Source organism: Pseudomonas sp. TMW22091 (assembly GCF_022496705.1).
GTDB lineage: Bacteria > Pseudomonadota > Gammaproteobacteria > Pseudomonadales > Pseudomonadaceae > Aquipseudomonas > Aquipseudomonas saxonica.
This window is the reverse complement of record NZ_SCFI01000008.1, coordinates 221,781-240,078: the sequence shown is the minus strand read 5'-3', so window position 1 is coordinate 240,078 and position 18,298 is coordinate 221,781. Positions and strand designations below refer to the sequence as shown.

Here is an 18,298-nt window from a genome sequence, read left to right as displayed (position 1 = left end):
GGCGCAGCCGTCGTGACACCATTCAATCCAGTACAACAGGTAAAACGTCAGTGCCCGGCCTACGATCGCTTCGCGACCGGACGCAGCCTCGCGCTGCTCGTCAGCGGCTACGGATGTTTGCTCATGCATTACGCGAAATCTTGTAGCCGCTGTCGAGGAACGAAGGCTGCGATCGATGGCGCAGCCGTCGTGAAACCTTTCAATCCAGTACAACAGGTAAAACGTCAATGCCCGGCCTACCCTCGCGCTGCTCGTCAGCGGCTACAGATGTTTGCTCATGCGTTACGCGAAATCTTGTAGCCGCTGTCGAGGAACGAAGGCTGCGATCGATGGCGCAGCCTTCGTGAAACCATTCAATCCAGTACAACAGGTAAAACGTCAGTGCCCGGCCTACGATCGCTTCGCGACCGGACGCAGCCTCGCGCTGCTCGTCAGCGGCTACAGATGCTTGCTCATGCGTAACGCGAAATCCTAACGAAAACATCAATCCACCGCCATGCGCTCAAGGCTGTTGCTCAGGTGCAGCAGCATGGCCGCTCGCGCCGCATCGGGGTCTTGCCGGCGGATCGCCTGCAAAATAGCTTCATGCTCGATCACGGCCATCTGCCCAAGCTGCGTTAAATCAGCATCCCCCCGTTCATCCGCATCAAGGCGGGTACGCGGGATCACCGAACGGCCCAGCTGGCAAATGATATCGGTGAAATAGCTATTGCCCGTCGCCTGGGCAATCAGTTTGTGAAAGCGCATATCAGCCTCGACACTGCTGTCGTTGTTGGCCAAAGAACGCTGGTAGTCATCCAGCGCTTCACGCATGTGCTGCAATTGCCCTTCAGTGCGCCGCCGGGCCGCCAATGCCGCCGCCTGGGTCTCAAGCCCCATGCGCAATTCAATTATCCCGCGCACGCTGTCTGCCGTATCGCGCTTGAGGTGCAAGCCCTGACGCGGGTCGCGTGCCAGCACAAAGGTACCAATCCCATGGCGGGTTTCGACCAACCCCGACGCTTGCATTCTGGAAATGGCTTCACGCACCACCGTTCGGCTGACGCCATGCTCGCGCACGATGGCCGATTCGGAGGGCAGTTTCTCTCCCGCCGCCAATTGGCCCAACAAAATCCGTTGAGTCAACTCAGCCACGATGTCATGGGCAAGGCCTTGCGAGCGTTTGCGTATCGAGGAGTCGTCCATAGAGGTTCCCTGTGGGTGATACGGGCCATTCAACCCCGCCCCAACATGTATGACAAGTGGAAATAACCGAATCAACCCTTCTCTTTTCCAGTCTTCACACACGCTTGAATACAGCAAAAAAGGCCGTAATGAGCACTAAAAGAGCATTGCCTGCCTAAAAATCAAGTCGTATGATGTCCGTCAACTGCAGGCCATGCCTTCAGCACACACCAACCCGCATAAAAATAATCAGTGGGGTTAAGCTCTGTGAATACTTCCGAAAACGTGTCTGCTGCGCCCGCCATCGAACCCGTTCTGGCGCGCGCGATCCACAAGGTGAAGCGCCATATCCTGCCGCTTTTCGTCATCATGTTTATCGTTAACTACATCGACCGGGTCAACATCGGCTTTGTGCGCACGCACATGGAGCATGATCTGGGGATTGGCGCAGCGGCCTATGGCTTTGGTGCCGGGTTGTTTTTTATTGGTTATGCACTGTTTGAAGTGCCCTCCAACATGCTGCTGCAAAAGGTCGGGGCGCGTATCTGGCTGACCCGCATCATGTTCACCTGGGGCATCACGGCCACGCTGATGGCCTTTATCCAGAACGAAACCCACTTCTATATCCTGCGTTTTTTACTCGGCGTGGCCGAGGCCGGTTTTTTCCCGGGGGTGATTTATTACTTCACCCGCTGGCTGCCCGGCGCCGAGCGCGGCAAGGCAATTGCCATTTTCCTCAGCGGTTCTGCGCTGGCCTCGCTGATCTCTGGCCCGCTGTCCGGCCTGTTGCTGCAAATCACCGGTCTGGGCCTGCACGGCTGGCAGTGGATGTACATCATTGAGGGCATGGCTTCGGTGCTGCTGTGTGGCTTTGTCTGGTATTGGCTGGATTCCAAACCCCATGACGCCACGTGGCTCAGCCGCGCCGAGCAAGATGCGCTGGTCAATGAAATTGACCGCGAACAGCGCGAGCGCGATGCCGTCAACACGGTCAAGCCGAGCGTGTTCAAGTTGCTCAAAGACCGCCAGATTTTGCTGTTCTGCGCGATCTATTTCTGCATTCAGTTGACCATCTACGCCGCGACTTTCTGGCTGCCGAGCATCATCAAGAAAATGGGCGACCTGAGCGATATGCAGGTCGGTCTTTTCAACTCGATTCCGTGGTTGATTTCGATCCTTGCCATGTATGCATTCGCGTCGCTGGCCAGCCGCTTTAAATACCAGCAGGCGTGGATCGCCGCGGCCTTGCTGATTGCCGCGCTGGGCATGTTCCTGTCGACCACCGGCGGGCCGATCTTTGCCTTTATCGCGATTTGCTTCGCCGCCATCGGTTTCAAATCGGCTTCGGCGCTGTTCTGGCCGATTCCACAGGCTTATCTGGATGCGCGCATCGCTGCGGCGGTTATCGCGCTGATCAATTCGGTGGGCAACTTGGGCGGGTTTGTTGCCCCCACCACGTTCGGCTTTCTGGAACAGACCACCGGTTCCATTCAAGGCGGTCTTTACGGGCTGGCCGGCACATCGATTCTGGCGGCAATCATTGTGTTCTTTGCCAAGACCAAACCCAAGCCCGCGGACGATGTTCGCGCCGTCTTGCAACCCGCTTAGCACCTGACTCCAATAAAAAATTCAAGGAACACGCCATGAATGCCGAACATCAGCACCACGCCAGCCATGCACCAGTGATAACTAGCCTGCAAGTGATTCCAGTGGCCGGTCATGACAGCATGCTGCTCAACCTCAGCGGCGCCCACGGGCCGTTTTTCACCCGCAACATTGTTATTCTCAAAGACAGCAGCGGCCGTACCGGTGTCGGTGAAGTGCCCGGCGGCGAGCGCATTCGCGAAACCCTGGAAGATGCCCGCAGCCTGGTCGTGGGCCAGCCTATTGGGAACTACCAAAGCATTCTCAACGCCATGCGCAGCACCTTTGCAGCACGGGATTCGGCGGGCCGGGGCCTGCAAACCTTCGACCTGCGCATCACCATCCACGCCGTCACGGCCATGGAAGCCGCCCTGCTCGACCTGCTCGGTCAATTTCTGGAGGTGCCGGTGGCCGCCCTGCTCGGTGAAGGCCAGCAGCGCGATGCGGTGAAGATGCTCGGCTATCTGTTTTATATAGGTGACCGCCAACAGACTGATCTGGCTTATCGCAATGAAGCGGATGGCGATGACTGGTTTCGCCTGCGCCATGAGCAGGCGATGACCCCGCAAGCCGTGGTCCGTCTGGCCGAAGCGGCACAAGCCAAATACGGGTTTAACGACTTCAAGCTCAAGGGCGGCGTGTTGCGCGGTGCCGAAGAAATCGAAGCCGTGACCGCGCTGGCTGAACGCTTCCCGGAGGCGCGCATCACCCTGGACCCCAATGGCGCCTGGTCACTCAAAGAGGCCGTAGCCCTGTGCCGCGACCAGCATCATGTACTGGCCTATGCCGAAGACCCCTGCGGCGCCGAAAACGGTTACTCGGGGCGTGAGGTCATGGCCGAGTTCAGACGCGCCACCGGCCTGCCGACGGCCACCAACATGATCGCTACCGACTGGCGTGAAATGGGCCACGCCATTCAATCGCAAGCCGTGGACATTCCACTGGCCGACCCGCATTTCTGGACGATGCAAGGCTCGGTACGCGTCGCGCAGATGTGCCATGAGTGGGGCCTGACCTGGGGCTCGCATTCCAACAATCACTTTGATATTTCCCTGGCCATGTTCACTCAGGTCGCCGCCGCCGCACCGGGCGACATCACTGCCATTGATACCCACTGGATCTGGCAGGACGGCCAGCGCCTGACCCGTGAACCGCTGAAAATCGTCGACGGCCATATCAAGGTCCCGGCTCGCCCCGGCCTGGGTGTGGACATCGATATGGACGCCGTGGCCAAGGCCCACGAACTGTACAAAGGCATGGGACTGGGCGCGCGGGACGACAGCGTCGCCATGCAGTACATTGTTCCGGGCTGGAAATACGACAACAAAAAACCCTGTCTTGTGCGCTGATCCCCCCATGCGCGCTTTAAGCCTATCTAGCGAGGATTGAAACCATGTCGACCGTAACCGGCCACAACTTTATCGGCGGCCGCCGCAGTGCTGCTGGCACCACAACCCTTGAAAGCCTTGACGCCAGCACCGGCCAGGCGCTGCCTTATCGCTTTTATCAGGCCACCCCCGAAGAAGTGAATGACGCCGCCAATGCTGCCGACCAAGCGTTTGTTGCCTTTCGCCAGTTGAGCCCTGAACGTCGCGCTGAATTTCTGGATGCCGTCGCGGACGAAATCGACCAGTTGGGCGATGACTTTGTCGCCATTGTCTGCGCTGAGACGGCGTTGCCTGCCGGGCGTATTCAAGGTGAGCGCGGACGTACCAGCGGGCAGATGCGCCTGTTCGCCAAGGTGCTTCGACGCGGTGACTTTTTGGGTGCGCGTATTGACCTGGCCCTGCCGGACCGCAAACCGCTGCCTCGGGTTGATTTGCGCCAATACCGCATCGGCGTCGGCGCTGTGGCGGTATTTGGCGCCAGCAACTTCCCGCTGGCCTTCTCAACGGCCGGTGGGGACACTGCTGCCGCCTTCGCCGCCGGGTGCCCGGTGGTGTTCAAGGCACACAGCGGCCATATGGCTACGGCTGATCTGGTGGGCTGCGCGATTATCCGCGCGGCCGAAAAAACCGGCATGCCTCAAGGCGTGTTCAACATGATCTTCGGCGCAGGCGTGGGCGAAGCGCTGGTCAAGCACCCGGCCATTCAAGCGGTCGGCTTTACCGGCTCGCTGAACGGCGGCAATGCCTTGAGCAAAATGGCCGCTGAACGCGAACAGCCAATCCCGGTATTCGCCGAAATGTCGAGCATCAACCCGGTCATCCTGCTGCCTCAAGCACTGGCAGCGCGCGGCACTCAAGTGGCCAGCGAACTGGCGGCCTCGGTGACCATGGGCGCAGGGCAGTTCTGCACCAACCCAGGCCTCGTCATCGGCCTGCGCTCCCCTGAGCTGACCGGGTTTATCGAACAACTGACGCAGAACATGGCCGCACAGGCCCCTCAGACCTTGCTCAATGCGGGCGGTCTGCGCAGCTACGCCAAAGGCGTCGAGCACCTGATCAATCATGCGGGCATCACCCATCTGGCAGGCCACGCGCAAGCGGGCCAGCAAGCACAACCGCAATTGTTCAAGGCCGATGTCAGCCTGCTGCTGAACAAAGACCCACTGCTGCAGGAAGAGGTATTTGGCCCGGCAACCATCGTCATCGAAGTGGACGATGAGGCACAGCTTAAAGCCGCCTTGCTGGCCTTGCGCGGGCAACTGACCGCCACCCTGATCGGTGAACCGGCCGACCTTGAACAGTACCAATGGCTGGTGCCGATTCTTGAGCAAAAGGTCGGACGCATTCTGGTCAACGGCTATCCGACTGGAGTCGAAGTCTGCGACGCCATGGTTCACGGCGGCCCGTACCCTGCTACTTCGGATGCTCGCGGCACGTCGGTAGGCTCCCTGGCCATCGACCGCTTCCTGCGCCCTGTGTGCTACCAGAACTACCCCGATGCCTTACTGCCGCCAGCACTGCAAAACAGCAACCCGCTGGGCTTGCAGCGCCTGGTTAACGGCGAGTGGAGCGCGAACGCGATTGCTTGAAACACGCTGAGTGAATGAATAACGGCGCCTGCAAATGGCGCCGTTTTCGTTTCTGCGCCGCCCTGCACAGGGGGGCCACCTCAAATTTCAGGCAAAAAAAATCCCAAGTAGCTGATGGAAACTTGGGATTTAAAAATGCATTAACCGTGGTAGGTGAACGCCGGGCGATAATATCCCATTGTCATAACCAGTAACAACCCATTGTGAGGGGTTTGTCACGGTGCGGTACTGACCCACGTCAGTGAATCAATCACTCACAACGGGACTGCCGACCTATTGCGGATTAACCCGGAAAATTGGCTTTCAAGGCTTGCAATCCCCCCTCGTACACACCCTTGAACAAGGCATGGGCCTCGTCGTCGCTGACGCCCACTGGTGTGAAGCTGCCCGACCAAGTGACCCGCGCGCCCTCACCGTGGACTTCGACTTTCAAGGTTGCGAAGTAATCGGCCACCGGAAACGGCGACTCAACGATCGAGTAACTGTAGGTTTTAGCTGCGTTATCGAAGGTTTGCAGACGCTCGACTATGGCGGCATCTGCGGTCTTGAGGTGGCGCAGGCGCCCGCCTTCACTGGCCTCGCTGCTGATAATGAACGGCAGCCAGTCGGGCAACGAGTTGAAACCACCTACCAATTGCCACACCTGATCGGCCGAAACAGGAATATCGATAAACGCTGATGCAGTTGCCATGTGATGTGTGCCTCTGGGTTTTGAAGATTAAGCGACCAGCAGTTTACTCCAGAGGATCACTGACCGATCAACCCGGCCTGGATTTTACCCACGACCTCGTGCATCGCTGGCAGAAACCGCCGCGCGGCTTCTTCAACCGGCATGGCTTTGGCGATATACACCAGATTCAGGCAACCCATGACCCGCGCCTCATGCATCACCGGAATGGCAATGGCCGCGATTTTGCGCTCTTCGCCCCAATGTGCGTTGTTTTCGCCATAGCCTTTGCTGCGCGTGTGTTCAATCAGGCGCTCGACAAAACGACTGTCTGCGGCCAGCGCAGATTGCGCATCACCACGACTGATCATCAGCTCTACCAACTCATGGCGCTCGGCGGGCGGGCAAAACGAAAAGTAGGCACGCCCGGTCGCGGTCATCAACAACGGCAAACGGCGCCCGACCATCGAGCGGTGAAACGACAGGCGACTGAAGCGATGGGTGGTCTCACGGATCACCATGGCGTCGCCATCCAGGGTGCACAGGTCGGTGGGCCACGCCACTTGTTGCAATAACTGGCCGAGCAAAGGCGCGCAAATGGCGGAGATCCATTGCTCATCGCGATAGCCTTCGCTGAGTTCGCGCACTTTGAGCGTCAGCCGGTAACTGTCATCCGACTCACTGCGCCGCACGTACCCTTCGACCTGCAATGTTTCCAGCAACCGACGCACGGTAGTGCGGTGCAAGCCGCTTTGTTCGGCCAATTGCGCCGTGCTGGCACCGCCATCAAAACGGTTCAGACCGTTGATCAATGCCAGCCCCCGGATCAAACCACGCACGGCTTTGTATTCGGTTTCGCTCATGTGCCTTCCATTATTTTTATCGGTAAATCAACGATGTGCACTCTGTGCACCCTAACAAGGGTTGTCGTTGTTCACCAGCCTTGCGATTTCCATACTGCGCGCAACAAGAAATCCAAAAATGCGCTGTACGGAGATACCCATGAGTACTGCCCACCTGTCTAGCCCTGTGGAGCTGTCCACTGATGTCGCCATTGTTGGCGCCGGCCCTGTCGGGCTGATGATCGCCAACTACCTGGGCCAATGTGGTGTGAACGTCACCTTGGTAGAAAAGCTCGACAGCCTGATCGACTACCCTCGCGCCATCGGCCTGGACGACGAAAGCCTGCGCACGTTTCAAGCAGTGGGTCTGGCCGAGAACGTGTTGCCGCACACCACCCCTTGGCATGCCATGCGCTTTATGACACCCAAGGGTCGCTGTTTTGCCGATATTCAGCCCAAGACCGATGAGTTTGGCTGGTCGCGCCGCAACGCCTTTATCCAGCCGCTGGCCGACCGTGTGCTGTTTGAGGGGCTGGCCCGTTTTGACAACGTCAAGGTGCTGTTCGGTCGCGAACTTGAAGGCTTTGAGCAAAGCGAGAGCGGTGTGCAACTGACGCTGAAAAGCGCTGACGGTCGCCGTGAATGCTTAAAGGCCCAGTACCTGATTGGTTGCGACGGCGGCAACAGCCTGGTGCGCCGCAGCCTCAATATCAGCTTTGAAGGCAAGACCGCGCCCAACCAGTGGATTGTGGTGGACATTGCCAATGACCCGTTGAGCACGCCGCATGTGTACCTGTGCTGCGACCCCGTACGCCCGTACGTGTCCGCCGCCCTGCCCCACGGCGTACGCCGCTTCGAATTCATGGTCATGCCCGGCGAGACCGAGGCCGAACTGAGCAAGCCCGAAAACATGCGCAAGCTGCTGGCCAAGGTGCTGCCCGACCCGGACCGCATCGAGTTGATCCGCAGCCGCGTCTACACACACAACGCTCGTCTTGCGGGCCGGTTCCGTGAAGGCCGGGTACTGCTGGCCGGTGATGCCGCGCACATCATGCCGGTCTGGCAGGGCCAGGGTTATAACAGCGGCATGCGCGACGCCTCCAACCTGGCCTGGAAATTATCCCGGGTGGTCAAAGGGCTGGCACACGACAGCTTGCTGGACAGCTATGAACTGGAACGCCGTGATCACGCCAAGGCAATGATCGACTTGTCGGTCATGGCCGGGCATGTATTGGCGCCGCCCAAGCGCTGGCAAGGCACCCTGCGTGATGGTGTGTCATGGCTGCTCAACTATGTGCCACCGATCAAACGCTACTTCGTTGAAATGCGCTTCAAGCCGATGCCGCAATACACCCGTGGCGCGTTGATCGTACCCAGTGAAAAAGGCTCGCCAGTGGGCAAAATGTTTATTCAGCCACAGGTGCTCACCGACGCCGGGGCCACAGTGCGGCTCGATGAAGTGATCGGTGAAAACTTCGCCATTATCGCGTGGGGTTGCGACCCTACCTGGGGCCTGAGCGCCGCGCAAATCACCCACTGGAAAGCGATGGGTACGCGCTTTATTCAAGTGCTGCCCGATGTTCAGCTCAGAGCGCCGAGCGACGCGGGCCCCGAGGTGATTCGTGTGGGTGATAGCAGTGGTCGTTTGCGTGAATGGTTCGCTCGCGGTTCATCTTCCATCGCCCTGCTGCGCCCTGACCGCTTTCTCGCCGGGCTGGCCACCCCGCAAACGCTGGGTCGTACCTGCGATGAGTTGACGCTGGCACTCAACGCCCAGCCGCTCGCCAGCGTGACGCCTGTCGTCAGCAAGGTGGCTTGATATGAGCGCTTATCTGCACTGCTTGTCGCATACCCCGCTGGTGGGCTTCGTTGATCCGGCCCCTGAGGTGCTGGCCGAAGTCGACGCCATGATCGGTGAGGCTCGCGAGCGTATCGCCCGCTTTGATCCACAACTGATCGTGCTGTTCGGCCCGGATCACTACAACGGTTTTTTCTACGACGTGATGCCGCCGTTTTGCATTGGCATGGCCGCCGAGGCCATCGGTGATTTCGACACCGCCGCCGGGCCGCTGGACGTGCCCAAAGCGCTGGCCCAAGACTGCGCACAGGCGGTCATGGACGCGGGTATTGATACCGCCGTGTCCTACCGCATGCAGGTCGACCACGCCTTTGCGCAACCGCTGGAGTTGCTGCTGGGCGGGTTGAGCCAGTGCCCGGTGATTCCCGTGTTTATCAACTCGGTGGCGGTACCGCTGCCCGGTTTCAAGCGGGCGCGACTGCTCGGCGAGGCCATTGGCCAATGGGCCAAATCGCTGAACCTGCGGGTGCTGTTTCTGGCCTCCGGCGGCCTCTCCCATCAGCCTCCCGTGCCGGAGTTGGCCAAGGTCGATGCGCGTATGGCCGACCGTTTGATGGGCAGCGGTCGCCAGTTGCCCGCCGATGAACGTCAGGCACGCCAGCAACGGGTGATTCAGGCAGCACGCCACTTTGTTGAAGACCAGAACAGCTTGCACCCGCTCAACCCTGTGTGGGACCAGCACTTTCTCGACACCCTGGAACAAGGCCGGTTGAGCGACTTCGACGGTTTGGGCAATGACGAACTGTCGGCGCTGGCCGGTAAGTCGACCCACGAAGTCAAGACTTGGGTGGCCGCCTTCGCCGCCTTGTCAGCTTTCGGCCCTTACCAGGCCGAAGGCCGTTACTACCGCCCGATTCCCGAGTGGATCGCAGGCTTCGGCGCTTTGGGCGCGAAGCCGCTGCACACCTCCCTTTGAATTCAAGGAACACTGCCATGACTGCCACTGCATTCACTGAAGCGTCCACCAGCCGGTTCGCCCGCATCAAAGAAGGCGATCTGGACTTACAACTGCATTACAACGATGTCGGCCAAGGCAAAGAGACCGTGATCATGCTTCACGGCTCTGGCCCCGGTGCCAGCGGCTGGGCCAACTTCAACCGCAATATCGAACCCTTGGTCAACGCCGGTTACCGGGTGATCCTGCTTGACTGCCCCGGCTGGAGCAAAAGCGACCCGGTTGTGAGCCAAGGCTCGCGCTCGAACCTCAATGCCACCGCGCTCAAGGGTTTGCTGGATGTGCTGGATCTGGACCGCGTGCACATTATTGGCAACTCAATGGGGGCCCACAGCACCGTGGCCTTTGCTCTGGAAAACCCTGAGCGCATCGGCAAACTGATCCTGATGGGCGGCGGCACCGGCGGCCCGAGCGCGTTTGTGCCGCAACCCACTGAAGGCATCAAGCTGATCGGCGCGCTGTACCGCGATCCGACCATCGACAACCTGAAGAAGATGATGAGCGTCTTCGTGTTCGACGCCAGCAGCTTGACCGAAGAGCTGTTCCAGACCCGCCTCGACAACATCCTGTCGCGCCGCGACCACCTGGAAAATTTCGTTAAAAGCAGCACCCTCAACCCCAAGCAATTCCCTGACTTTAGCCATCGCCTGCACGAAATCAGTGCCGAGACTTTGCTGGTGTGGGGCCGTGAAGACCGTTTTGTACCGATGGACACCGGCCTGCGCCTGCTGGCCGGCCTGCCTAAAGCCCGACTGCACGTATTCAACCGTTGCGGGCACTGGGCGCAGTGGGAACACGCAGATGCGTTCAACCGCATGGTGCTGGACTTCCTCACCCATTGATGACTGAGACTCTTATGAATGTGACCCCAGAAACATTGGCGCAATTGGCCGCCGACCTGCGCCAGGCTGAAATCAGCGGCGAAGCCATCGGGCCGCTGCGCGAGCAGATCGGTGAAGACAACGCCAGCGCTGCGTACGCCATCCAACAGCTAAACGTCGCCCACGCCGTAGCCAATGGCCGCCGTGTGGTCGGCCGCAAGATTGGCCTGACCAACCCCAAGGTGCAAGCGCAACTGGGCGTCGACCAACCGGACTTCGGCACCCTGTTTGCCGACATGTGCTACGGCGACAACCAGACCGTGCCCCTGGAGCGTGTGCTGCAACCCAAAATCGAGGCAGAAATCGCCTTGATCCTGCAACACGATCTGCCCCACGCCGACACCACCTTTGACGAAGTCATGAGCGCGACGGGCTGGGTTGTGCCCGCGCTGGAGATTGTCGGCAGTCGGGTGCAGCAATGGAATATCCGTTTCGTCGACACCGTGGCCGATAACGCCTCCAGCGGCTGCTATGTGTTGGGCGGCCCGGCTCGGCGCATTGAAGGGCTGGACTTGCGCAACGCGGTTATGCGCATGACCCGCAACGATGAGCAAGTGTCCACCGGCAGCGGCGCGCAATGCCTGGGCCACCCGATCAATGCAGCGGTATGGCTGGCCCGCACCATGGCGCGGCTGGGCAATCCGCTCAAGGCCGGCGACATCATTTTGACCGGGGCATTGGGGCCGATGGTGGCGGTGGCCGCCGGGGATCGTTTTGAAGCGCACATCGAAGGCATTGGCCAGGTCGGCGTGGATTTCTCGTAAGACAGGCACCGCCGGGCAACCGGCAACCTGCGTGCACATGAGGCAACAATAATGAACAAGAAACTTAAAGTCGCGATCATCGGTTCCGGCAACATCGGCACCGATTTGATGATCAAGATACTGCGCAACGGCAAGCACCTGGAAATGGCCGTCATGGTCGGCATCGACCCCGCTTCCGACGGTCTGGCTCGCGCCGAACGCATGGGCGTGGCCATCACCCACGAAGGCGTCGAGGGCTTGACCCGCATGGACGTGTTCAAGGACATCGACTTCGTCTTCGACGCCACCTCAGCCGGTGCTCACGTCAAGAACGACGCCTTTTTGCGCTCGGTCAAACCGGGTATTCGCCTGATTGACCTGACGCCTGCGGCCATCGGCCCGTACTGCGTACCCGTGGTCAATCTGGAACAGAACCTCAATCAGCTCAACGTCAACATGGTCACCTGTGGCGGGCAAGCGACCATTCCGATGGTGGCGGCCGTGTCCCGTGTGGCCAAGGTTCACTACGCCGAAATCGTCGCCTCCATTGCCAGCAAATCCGCCGGCCCCGGCACCCGCGCCAATATCGACGAATTCACCGAAACCACCTCCAAGGCCATCGAAGTGATTGGCGGCGCGACCAAGGGCAAGGCCATCATCGTGATGAACCCGGCCGAGCCGCCGTTGATGATGCGCGACACGGTGTTTGTGCTGTCCGAAGCGGCCGATCAGGCCCTGGTTGAAGCCTCCATCGTCGAAATGGCAGCGGCCGTGCAGGCCTATGTGCCGGGCTACCGACTCAAACAAAAGGTGCAGTTCGACGTCATCCCCGAGGATGCACCGTTGAACATCCCCGGTCTGGGCAAGTTTTCGGGCCTCAAGACCTCGGTCTTTCTCGAAGTCGAAGGGGCTGCCCATTACCTGCCCGCGTACGCCGGCAATCTCGACATCATGACCTCCGCTGCCTTGGCCACCGCCGAGCGCATGGCGTTGTCGATGCTTAACGCCTGAGGAGAAAACCATGAACGGTAAAAAGATCTACATCAGCGACGTGACCCTGCGCGACGGCAGCCATGCGGTACGTCATCAGTACTCGCTCAAGAACGTGCAAGACATTGCCCGCGCGCTGGACAAAGCCCGTGTCGACGCCATCGAAGTGGCCCACGGCGACGGCCTGCAAGGCTCCAGTTTCAACTACGGTTTTGCCTCTCACACCGATCTGGAATGGATCGAAGCAGCAGCGGACGTGATCAGCCACGCCAAAATCACCACCTTGCTGCTGCCCGGCATCGGCACCGTGCATGACCTCAAGGCCGCGTATAACGCCGGGGCGCGGGTGGTGCGTATTGCCACTCACTGCACCGAAGCAGACGTGTCGAAACAGCACATTGAATACGCCCGTGAACTGGGCATGGACACTGTGGGTTTTCTGATGATGAGCCACATGATTCCAGCCGAGCAATTGGCCGCACAGGCCAAGCTGATGGAAAGCTACGGCGCCACCTGCGTGTACATGGCCGACTCGGGCGGAGCGATGAACATGCAGGATATTCGTGATCGCTTTCGGGCGTTCAAAGCGGTGCTCAAGCCTGAAACCGAAACCGGCATGCATGCCCACCACAACCTCTCGCTGGGTGTGGCCAACTCGATCACGGCGGTTGAAGAAGGCTGTGACCGGATTGACGCCAGCCTTGCGGGCATGGGCGCCGGGGCCGGTAATGCGCCGCTGGAAGTGTTCATTGCTGCTGCCGAGCGCATGGGCTGGAACCACGGCACTGACCTGTACACCTTGATGGATGCGGCGGATGACATCGTGCGGCCATTGCAGGACCGGCCAGTGCGGGTCGACCGCGAAACCTTGGCGCTGGGCTATGCGGGTGTGTATTCGAGCTTCTTGCGCCACGCCGAAATTGCCGCGCAGAAGTACGGTTTGAAGACCTTGGACATTCTGGTCGAGCTGGGTAAACGGCGCATGGTCGGCGGTCAGGAAGACATGATCGTCGACGTGGCGCTGGACCTGCTCAAACGCTGATCCTTGCTTCCCTACCCCCGTAGCAGCTGCCGAAGGCTGCGTTCGGCGACGCAGTCGTCGTAAATCCGGCTCACGCGGTTCACCTGCATTACCGCGTGCTCTGAATGGACGATCGCTGCGCAATCGAACGCCGCCTCCGGCAGCTGCTACGGGGCGTACTACAACAATAAAACGGGTACAGCCCATGACATCGCTCAACGTCACCACCGCTTTGCCGGTGGCGCGCACTATCGCTTTGTGTTTCCTCGTGGCCCTTATGGAAGGCCTCGATCTGCAAGCCGCCGGGATCGCGGCCCAAGGCATGGCTGCCGCTTTTGAACTGGATAAGTTACAGATGAGCTGGGTGTTCAGCGCCGGGATCTTCGGCCTGCTGCCCGGCGCGTTCGCGGGTGGCCGGCTGGCGGATCGCATCGGCCGTAAACGCGTGCTGATGGCGTCAGTGGCATTGTTCGGGGTGTTCTCACTGGCCACGGCCCTGGCATGGGATTTCAATAGCCTGTTGATTGCCCGTTGCCTGACCGGGGTGGGCCTGGGCGCCGCCCTGCCCAACCTGATTGCGCTGACCAGCGAAATAGCCGGCCCGCGCTTGCGCGGTATGGCGGTCAGCCTGATGTACTGCGGCGTGCCACTGGGCGCCGGGCTGGCAGCGATCATCGGCATCGCCGATCTGGGTGGCAGCTGGCACAGCGTGTTTTACGTGGGTGGGGTTGTGCCGCTGTTAATCGTGCCCCTGCTGGCCCTGTACTTGCCAGAGTCGCTCCAGTTTCGCACTGCTCAGGAGGCGGTGCCGGTAGGCGTTGTGCAGGGTCTGTTCCGCGAAGGCGCAGCGCTGCCCACGCTGCTGATTTGGGTCAGCTATTTCTTCACCCTGATGGTGGTGTACATCCTGATCAACTGGTTGCCGAGTCTGGTCATCGGTCAAGGTTTCAGCGGGCGTGAGGCCAGCTGGGTAATGCTCGCCCTGCAATTGGGGGCCGCCGTCGGCACGCTGTTTCTGGGCTGGGTGATGGATCGTCTGCCCGCCTGGGCTCTGTCTGCGTTGATCTACGTGGGTATTCTGCTGTCACTGACCGCGCTGGGACTGGCCACTGACCTGCAAAGCATGCTGCTGGCAGGTTTTGTCGCCGGTTTTTTTGCGACTGGCGGCCAGTGTGTGCTGTATGCGCTGGCACCGCACTTCTATCGCCCGTCCATCCGCGCAACAGGTGTGGGCAGCGCGGTGGCCATCGGCAGGCTGGGGGCCATGAGCGGCCCGTTGGTGGCCGGCAAAATGCTCGCACTGGGCACCGGCACCGCCGGCGTCATGCTGGCGTCGGCACCGGGCATCGTCATCGCCGCCGTGGCGATGTTTTACCTGTCGCTTCGGCGCAACACAACCACACCGGACTGACCCCAACGCTACACATTGCGCGTCGACACGACGCGCAATGCTTGACCCCTAATAACAATAAAAGTGAATCCGCCATGCTCAAACCTGTGCTTTCGGCACTCTGCGCCTGCACCTGCGCTTTCTATATCGGGCACGCGTGTGCCAGCGGCCTGGTCGAAGACAGCCACGCCGATCTGGTGATGCGCAACTATTACTTCGACCGCAACTACGTCAACGCCACGCCACAAGCCGCAGCCCGCGAATGGGCGCAAGGTTTTATCCTCAACCTGCGCTCGGGCTATACCGAAGGGCCAGTGGGGTTCGGCCTGGATGCCCAAGGCATGCTCGGGGTGCGTCTGGACTCCTCGCGTGCCCGCACCGGCACCGGGCTGCTGCCCTACAGTGCCAGCACCCGGGAACCTGCCGATACCTATTCGGAACTGGGCCTCACCGCCAAAGCCCGGGCGTCGAAAAGTGAACTGCAAGTGGGCACCATCAGCACCTTCCTGCCCATTGCATTCGCCAGCCCGACCCGCCTGCTGCCGCAAACCTTTCGCGGCGCGTACCTCAAATCCCGGGAGCTGGATAACCTGATCCTGCACGCAGGTTGGCTTGATCGCATTAACCTGCGTGACTCCACCGACTACCAGAAAATGTCGGTGGGCTCACCCAATGGCCGTTTCAACGGCGCTGCCGAGTCGAACCGTTTTATGTTTATCGGGGGCGACTACGCGTGGTCTTCGAGCCTGACCCTCAAGTACTACCATGCTGAACTGGCGCAACTGTACCGCAAGGATTTTTATGGCTTTGTCGATGATCGTCCCCTCGGCGCGGGACGTCTGAAAAGTGATTTTCGACTGTTTATCACTGGCGAAGACGGCGCCGCCAAGGCTGGCCCGGTCGACAACCGCAATGCGGCGTTGATGCTGACCTACAGCCTGGGAGCTCACAGATTGGGGGCAGGCTATATGCAGCTCACCGGCAAGACCGCCATGCCCTATCTGTTTGGCACCGAGCCACTGGTGATTACCGAGGGCACCCTGAGTTCTGAATTCCTCAACCCCAAAGAGCGCAGCTGGCAGGTGCGCTATGACTACGACTTTGCAGGGCTGAGCGTGCCGGGCCTCAAGGGCATGTTGCGCTATGTGAGTGGCGACAATATCGAACTGGCCAAATTCGGCGGCTCCAATCTGAGCGAAAGCGAAAAAGACATCGAGATCGCCTACGTGCTTCAAAGCGGCCCGCTCAAAGACCTGTCGCTGCGCGTGCGTAATGCTTGGTACCGCAACGACTTTATCGCCCAGGCCAGTCACCGCGATGACAATGAATTGCGCGTCAATGTCGATTACACCTGGAAGTTATGGTGAAAAAAGCACGCTAACGGTCACATGGGCTGGCTCAGCAGGCCGAAGTTTCGCTAAGCTCTGCCACCCCTATCAGCCACCAGCGGTAAGCGCATGATTGAAGTCACCGAGGTTTCCATTGCCCACCTGCGCGCGGCGCTTGAGTCCGGCCAGACCACTGCCGTGGAACTGGTGCAGGCCTATCTCGCGCGTATCGACGCCTATGACGCCCTCAACACCCCCACCGCGCTGAACGCGGTGGTGGTGCGCAACCCTGACGTGCTGACCGAGGCGCAGGCTTCTGACGAGCGCCGCGCCAACGGCCAAAGCCTCGGCCCGCTGGACGGCATTCCGTATACCGCCAAGGACAGCTATCTGGTCAAGGGCCTGACGGCAGCGTCTGGCAGCCCGGCCTTCAAGGATCTGATTGCCTACCGCGATGCGTTCACCATCGAGCGCTTGCGCGGTGCCGGAGCCATCTGCCTGGGCAAGACCAATATGCCCCCGATGGCTAACGGTGGCATGCAGCGCGGTGTGTATGGCCGTGCTGAAAGCCCGTACAACCCGGACTATTTGACGGCACCTTTTGCCTCGGGTTCGTCCAACGGCGCGGGCACCGCCACCGCCGCCAGCTTTTCAGCCTTTGGTCTGGCCGAAGAAACCTGGTCGAGCGGCCGAGGCCCGGCCTCCAACAATGGCCTGTGCGCCTACACGCCCTCACGCGGCGTCATTTCCGTGCGCGGCAACTGGCCGTTGACCCCGACCATGGACGTGGTAGTGCCCTTTGCCCGCACCATGGCCGACCTGCTGGAAGTGCTGGAAGTGGTGGTCGCCACCGACCCGGACACCCGTGGCGACCTGTGGCGCCTGCAACCCTGGGTGCCGATTCCCAGTGTCGCCGGTGTGCGCCCTTCTTCTTATGCAAGCCTTGCGGTCAAGGCTGATGCGCTGGCGGGCAAGCGTTTCGGCGTGCCACGCATGTACATCAATGCCGACCCCGAGGCCGGTACATCCGAAGCGCCGGGCATCGGTGGCCCGACCGGCCAACGCATCATCACCCGCGCCTCGGTGATTGACCTGTGGCAAGCCGCACGCGCGGCTATCGAAGCCCAGGGCGGTGTGGTGATCGAGGTGGATTTCCCGCTGGTGTCCAATTGCGAAGGCGACCGCCCTGGCGCGCCAACCGTGTTTAACCGCGGGTTGGTGTCCAAAGAGTTCTTGCGCGACGAATTGTGGGAGCTGTCGGCCTGGGCGTTCGATGACTTTTTGCGCGCCAACGACGATCCAAAACTGAACCGCCTGGCCGACGTCGACGGCGCACAGATCTTCCCCCACGACCCCGGCACATTGCCCAATCGCGAAGACGATCTGGGCGCGGGCATGGACGAGTACGTGCGCATGGCCCAACGCGGCATCACCCCGTGGGATCAGATCAGTTCCTTGCCGGACGGCTTGCGCGGGCTGGAGCAGACCCGCCGTCTCGATCTGGAAGACTGGATGGACCGGCTGGAGCTGGATGCGGTGGTGTTTCCAACCGTCGCCGATGTGGCCCCGGCAGATGCCGATGTGAACCCGGTGTCGGCGGACATTGCCTGGAGCAATGGCGTGTGGGTGGCCAACGGCAATCTGGCTATTCGCCATCTGGGCGTGCCGACCGTCACCGTGCCGATGGGCGTGATGGCCGACATTGGCATGCCGGTGGGGCTGACGTTTGCGGGCCGTGCGTACGATGATTCGTCGCTGCTGCGCCTGGCCTCAGCGTTTGAAGCGACCGGCAGCAAGCGCAGGGTTCCACCGCGCACACCGCCGTTGAGCTGATGCCT

The 18,298-nt window shown here is 60.5% G+C and carries 16 protein-coding genes; 12 read left to right on the top strand and 4 right to left on the bottom strand.

What is annotated here, in order from left to right:
* Window positions 1-199: 199 nt before the first annotated feature.
* Both EQV93_RS16660 and EQV93_RS16655 read right to left on the bottom strand, forming a co-directional pair.
* The gene (locus tag EQV93_RS16660) at window positions 200-484 is read right to left on the bottom strand and encodes a hypothetical protein (RefSeq protein ID WP_240891959.1); all 285 of its coding nucleotides are present in this window, start codon (window positions 482-484) and stop codon (window positions 200-202) included.
* On the bottom strand, window positions 484-1,185 hold the full coding sequence (locus EQV93_RS16655; protein ID WP_146387185.1) for a FadR/GntR family transcriptional regulator: 702 nt from the start codon (window positions 1,183-1,185) through the stop codon (window positions 484-486). The genes EQV93_RS16660 and EQV93_RS16655 overlap by 1 nt, the downstream gene beginning before the upstream one ends.
* A gap of 246 nt (window positions 1,186-1,431) precedes the next feature.
* On the opposite strand from EQV93_RS16655, the gene EQV93_RS16650 reads away from it, so the two are divergent.
* From EQV93_RS16650 to EQV93_RS16640, 3 genes are read left to right on the top strand one after another with little or no spacing between them, the layout of a single operon-like run.
* Window positions 1,432-2,772, top strand: coding sequence for an MFS transporter (locus EQV93_RS16650; RefSeq protein ID WP_240891958.1), 1,341 nt, complete (start codon window positions 1,432-1,434; stop codon window positions 2,770-2,772).
* Window positions 2,773-2,807: 35 nt separating this feature from the next.
* On the top strand, window positions 2,808-4,157 hold the full coding sequence (gene gudD, locus EQV93_RS16645) for a glucarate dehydratase (RefSeq protein ID WP_240891957.1): 1,350 nt from the start codon (window positions 2,808-2,810) through the stop codon (window positions 4,155-4,157).
* A 44-nt stretch (window positions 4,158-4,201) separates the two neighbouring features.
* Window positions 4,202-5,785 carry an aldehyde dehydrogenase (NADP(+)) gene (locus EQV93_RS16640; RefSeq protein ID WP_146387183.1) on the top strand — a complete coding sequence of 528 codons (1,584 nt, stop codon included), beginning with the start codon at window positions 4,202-4,204 and terminating at the stop codon, window positions 5,783-5,785.
* A gap of 283 nt (window positions 5,786-6,068) precedes the next feature.
* On the opposite strand, the gene EQV93_RS16635 is transcribed toward EQV93_RS16640, so the two are convergent.
* Together EQV93_RS16635 and EQV93_RS16630 are read right to left on the bottom strand one after the other, a co-directional pair.
* Window positions 6,069-6,476, bottom strand: coding sequence for an SRPBCC family protein (locus EQV93_RS16635; protein WP_146425286.1), 408 nt, complete (start codon window positions 6,474-6,476; stop codon window positions 6,069-6,071).
* A gap of 56 nt (window positions 6,477-6,532) precedes the next feature.
* Window positions 6,533-7,315: a DNA-binding transcriptional regulator gene (locus EQV93_RS16630; protein ID WP_122783626.1), complete on the bottom strand. Its 783-nt coding sequence runs from the start codon at window positions 7,313-7,315 to the stop codon at window positions 6,533-6,535.
* A gap of 139 nt (window positions 7,316-7,454) precedes the next feature.
* Here EQV93_RS16630 and EQV93_RS16625 point away from each other — a divergent pair, with 139 nt between their 5' ends.
* The 9 genes from EQV93_RS16625 (at window position 7,455) to EQV93_RS16585 (ending at window position 18,293) form a co-directional block, all read left to right on the top strand.
* Window positions 7,455-9,113, top strand: a complete 1,659-nt coding sequence (locus EQV93_RS16625; protein ID WP_240891956.1) for a bifunctional 3-(3-hydroxy-phenyl)propionate/3-hydroxycinnamic acid hydroxylase — start codon at window positions 7,455-7,457, stop codon at window positions 9,111-9,113.
* Window position 9,114: 1 nt separating this feature from the next.
* On the top strand, window positions 9,115-10,068 hold the full coding sequence (gene mhpB / locus EQV93_RS16620) for a 3-carboxyethylcatechol 2,3-dioxygenase (RefSeq protein WP_240891955.1): 954 nt from the start codon (window positions 9,115-9,117) through the stop codon (window positions 10,066-10,068).
* A gap of 17 nt (window positions 10,069-10,085) precedes the next feature.
* Entirely contained in the window at window positions 10,086-10,949 is an 864-nt protein-coding gene (locus EQV93_RS16615) for an alpha/beta fold hydrolase (protein WP_122783629.1), read from the top strand.
* A gap of 14 nt (window positions 10,950-10,963) precedes the next feature.
* Window positions 10,964-11,752 (top strand): 2-keto-4-pentenoate hydratase, encoded by a 789-nt coding sequence (gene mhpD / locus EQV93_RS16610; RefSeq protein WP_122783630.1) that lies wholly within the window; start codon window positions 10,964-10,966, stop codon window positions 11,750-11,752.
* 51 nt (window positions 11,753-11,803) lie between these two features.
* Window positions 11,804-12,742, top strand: a complete 939-nt coding sequence (locus EQV93_RS16605; RefSeq protein ID WP_122783631.1) for an acetaldehyde dehydrogenase (acetylating) — start codon at window positions 11,804-11,806, stop codon at window positions 12,740-12,742.
* 10 nt (window positions 12,743-12,752) lie between these two features.
* Window positions 12,753-13,763, top strand: a complete 1,011-nt coding sequence (gene dmpG / locus EQV93_RS16600) for a 4-hydroxy-2-oxovalerate aldolase (RefSeq protein WP_146425297.1) — start codon at window positions 12,753-12,755, stop codon at window positions 13,761-13,763.
* Between the two features lie 184 nt (window positions 13,764-13,947).
* Entirely contained in the window at window positions 13,948-15,153 is a 1,206-nt protein-coding gene (mhpT, locus tag EQV93_RS16595; RefSeq protein WP_122783633.1) for a 3-(3-hydroxy-phenyl)propionate transporter MhpT, read from the top strand.
* 74 nt (window positions 15,154-15,227) lie between these two features.
* Complete coding sequence (locus EQV93_RS16590; RefSeq protein WP_146425301.1) at window positions 15,228-16,499, top strand: OprD family porin; 1,272 nt, start codon at window positions 15,228-15,230, stop codon at window positions 16,497-16,499.
* A 90-nt stretch (window positions 16,500-16,589) separates the two neighbouring features.
* Window positions 16,590-18,293 carry an amidase gene (locus EQV93_RS16585; protein ID WP_240891954.1) on the top strand — a complete coding sequence of 568 codons (1,704 nt, stop codon included), beginning with the start codon at window positions 16,590-16,592 and terminating at the stop codon, window positions 18,291-18,293.
* Window positions 18,294-18,298 lie beyond the last annotated feature (5 nt).

What these genes read in the sequence shown, in the direction of transcription:
- EQV93_RS16640 (WP_146387183.1), top strand. Translation starts at nt 4,202, where the DNA reads ATGTCGACCGTAACCGGCCACAACTTTATCGGCGGCCGCCGCAGTGCT.
- EQV93_RS16630 (WP_122783626.1), bottom strand. Translation starts at nt 7,315, where the DNA reads ATGAGCGAAACCGAATACAAAGCCGTGCGTGGTTTGATCCGGGGGCTG.
- mhpD (WP_122783630.1), top strand. Translation starts at nt 10,964, where the DNA reads ATGAATGTGACCCCAGAAACATTGGCGCAATTGGCCGCCGACCTGCGC.
- EQV93_RS16625 (WP_240891956.1), top strand. Translation starts at nt 7,455, where the DNA reads ATGAGTACTGCCCACCTGTCTAGCCCTGTGGAGCTGTCCACTGATGTC.
- EQV93_RS16590 (WP_146425301.1), top strand. Translation starts at nt 15,228, where the DNA reads ATGCTCAAACCTGTGCTTTCGGCACTCTGCGCCTGCACCTGCGCTTTC.
- EQV93_RS16585 (WP_240891954.1), top strand. Translation starts at nt 16,590, where the DNA reads ATGATTGAAGTCACCGAGGTTTCCATTGCCCACCTGCGCGCGGCGCTT.
- EQV93_RS16635 (WP_146425286.1), bottom strand. Translation starts at nt 6,476, where the DNA reads ATGGCAACTGCATCAGCGTTTATCGATATTCCTGTTTCGGCCGATCAG.
- EQV93_RS16660 (WP_240891959.1), bottom strand. Translation starts at nt 484, where the DNA reads ATGTTTTCGTTAGGATTTCGCGTTACGCATGAGCAAGCATCTGTAGCC.
- EQV93_RS16655 (WP_146387185.1), bottom strand. Translation starts at nt 1,185, where the DNA reads ATGGACGACTCCTCGATACGCAAACGCTCGCAAGGCCTTGCCCATGAC.
- EQV93_RS16615 (WP_122783629.1), top strand. Translation starts at nt 10,086, where the DNA reads ATGACTGCCACTGCATTCACTGAAGCGTCCACCAGCCGGTTCGCCCGC.
- mhpT (WP_122783633.1), top strand. Translation starts at nt 13,948, where the DNA reads ATGACATCGCTCAACGTCACCACCGCTTTGCCGGTGGCGCGCACTATC.
- gudD (WP_240891957.1), top strand. Translation starts at nt 2,808, where the DNA reads ATGAATGCCGAACATCAGCACCACGCCAGCCATGCACCAGTGATAACT.
- EQV93_RS16605 (WP_122783631.1), top strand. Translation starts at nt 11,804, where the DNA reads ATGAACAAGAAACTTAAAGTCGCGATCATCGGTTCCGGCAACATCGGC.
- mhpB (WP_240891955.1), top strand. Translation starts at nt 9,115, where the DNA reads ATGAGCGCTTATCTGCACTGCTTGTCGCATACCCCGCTGGTGGGCTTC.
- dmpG (WP_146425297.1), top strand. Translation starts at nt 12,753, where the DNA reads ATGAACGGTAAAAAGATCTACATCAGCGACGTGACCCTGCGCGACGGC.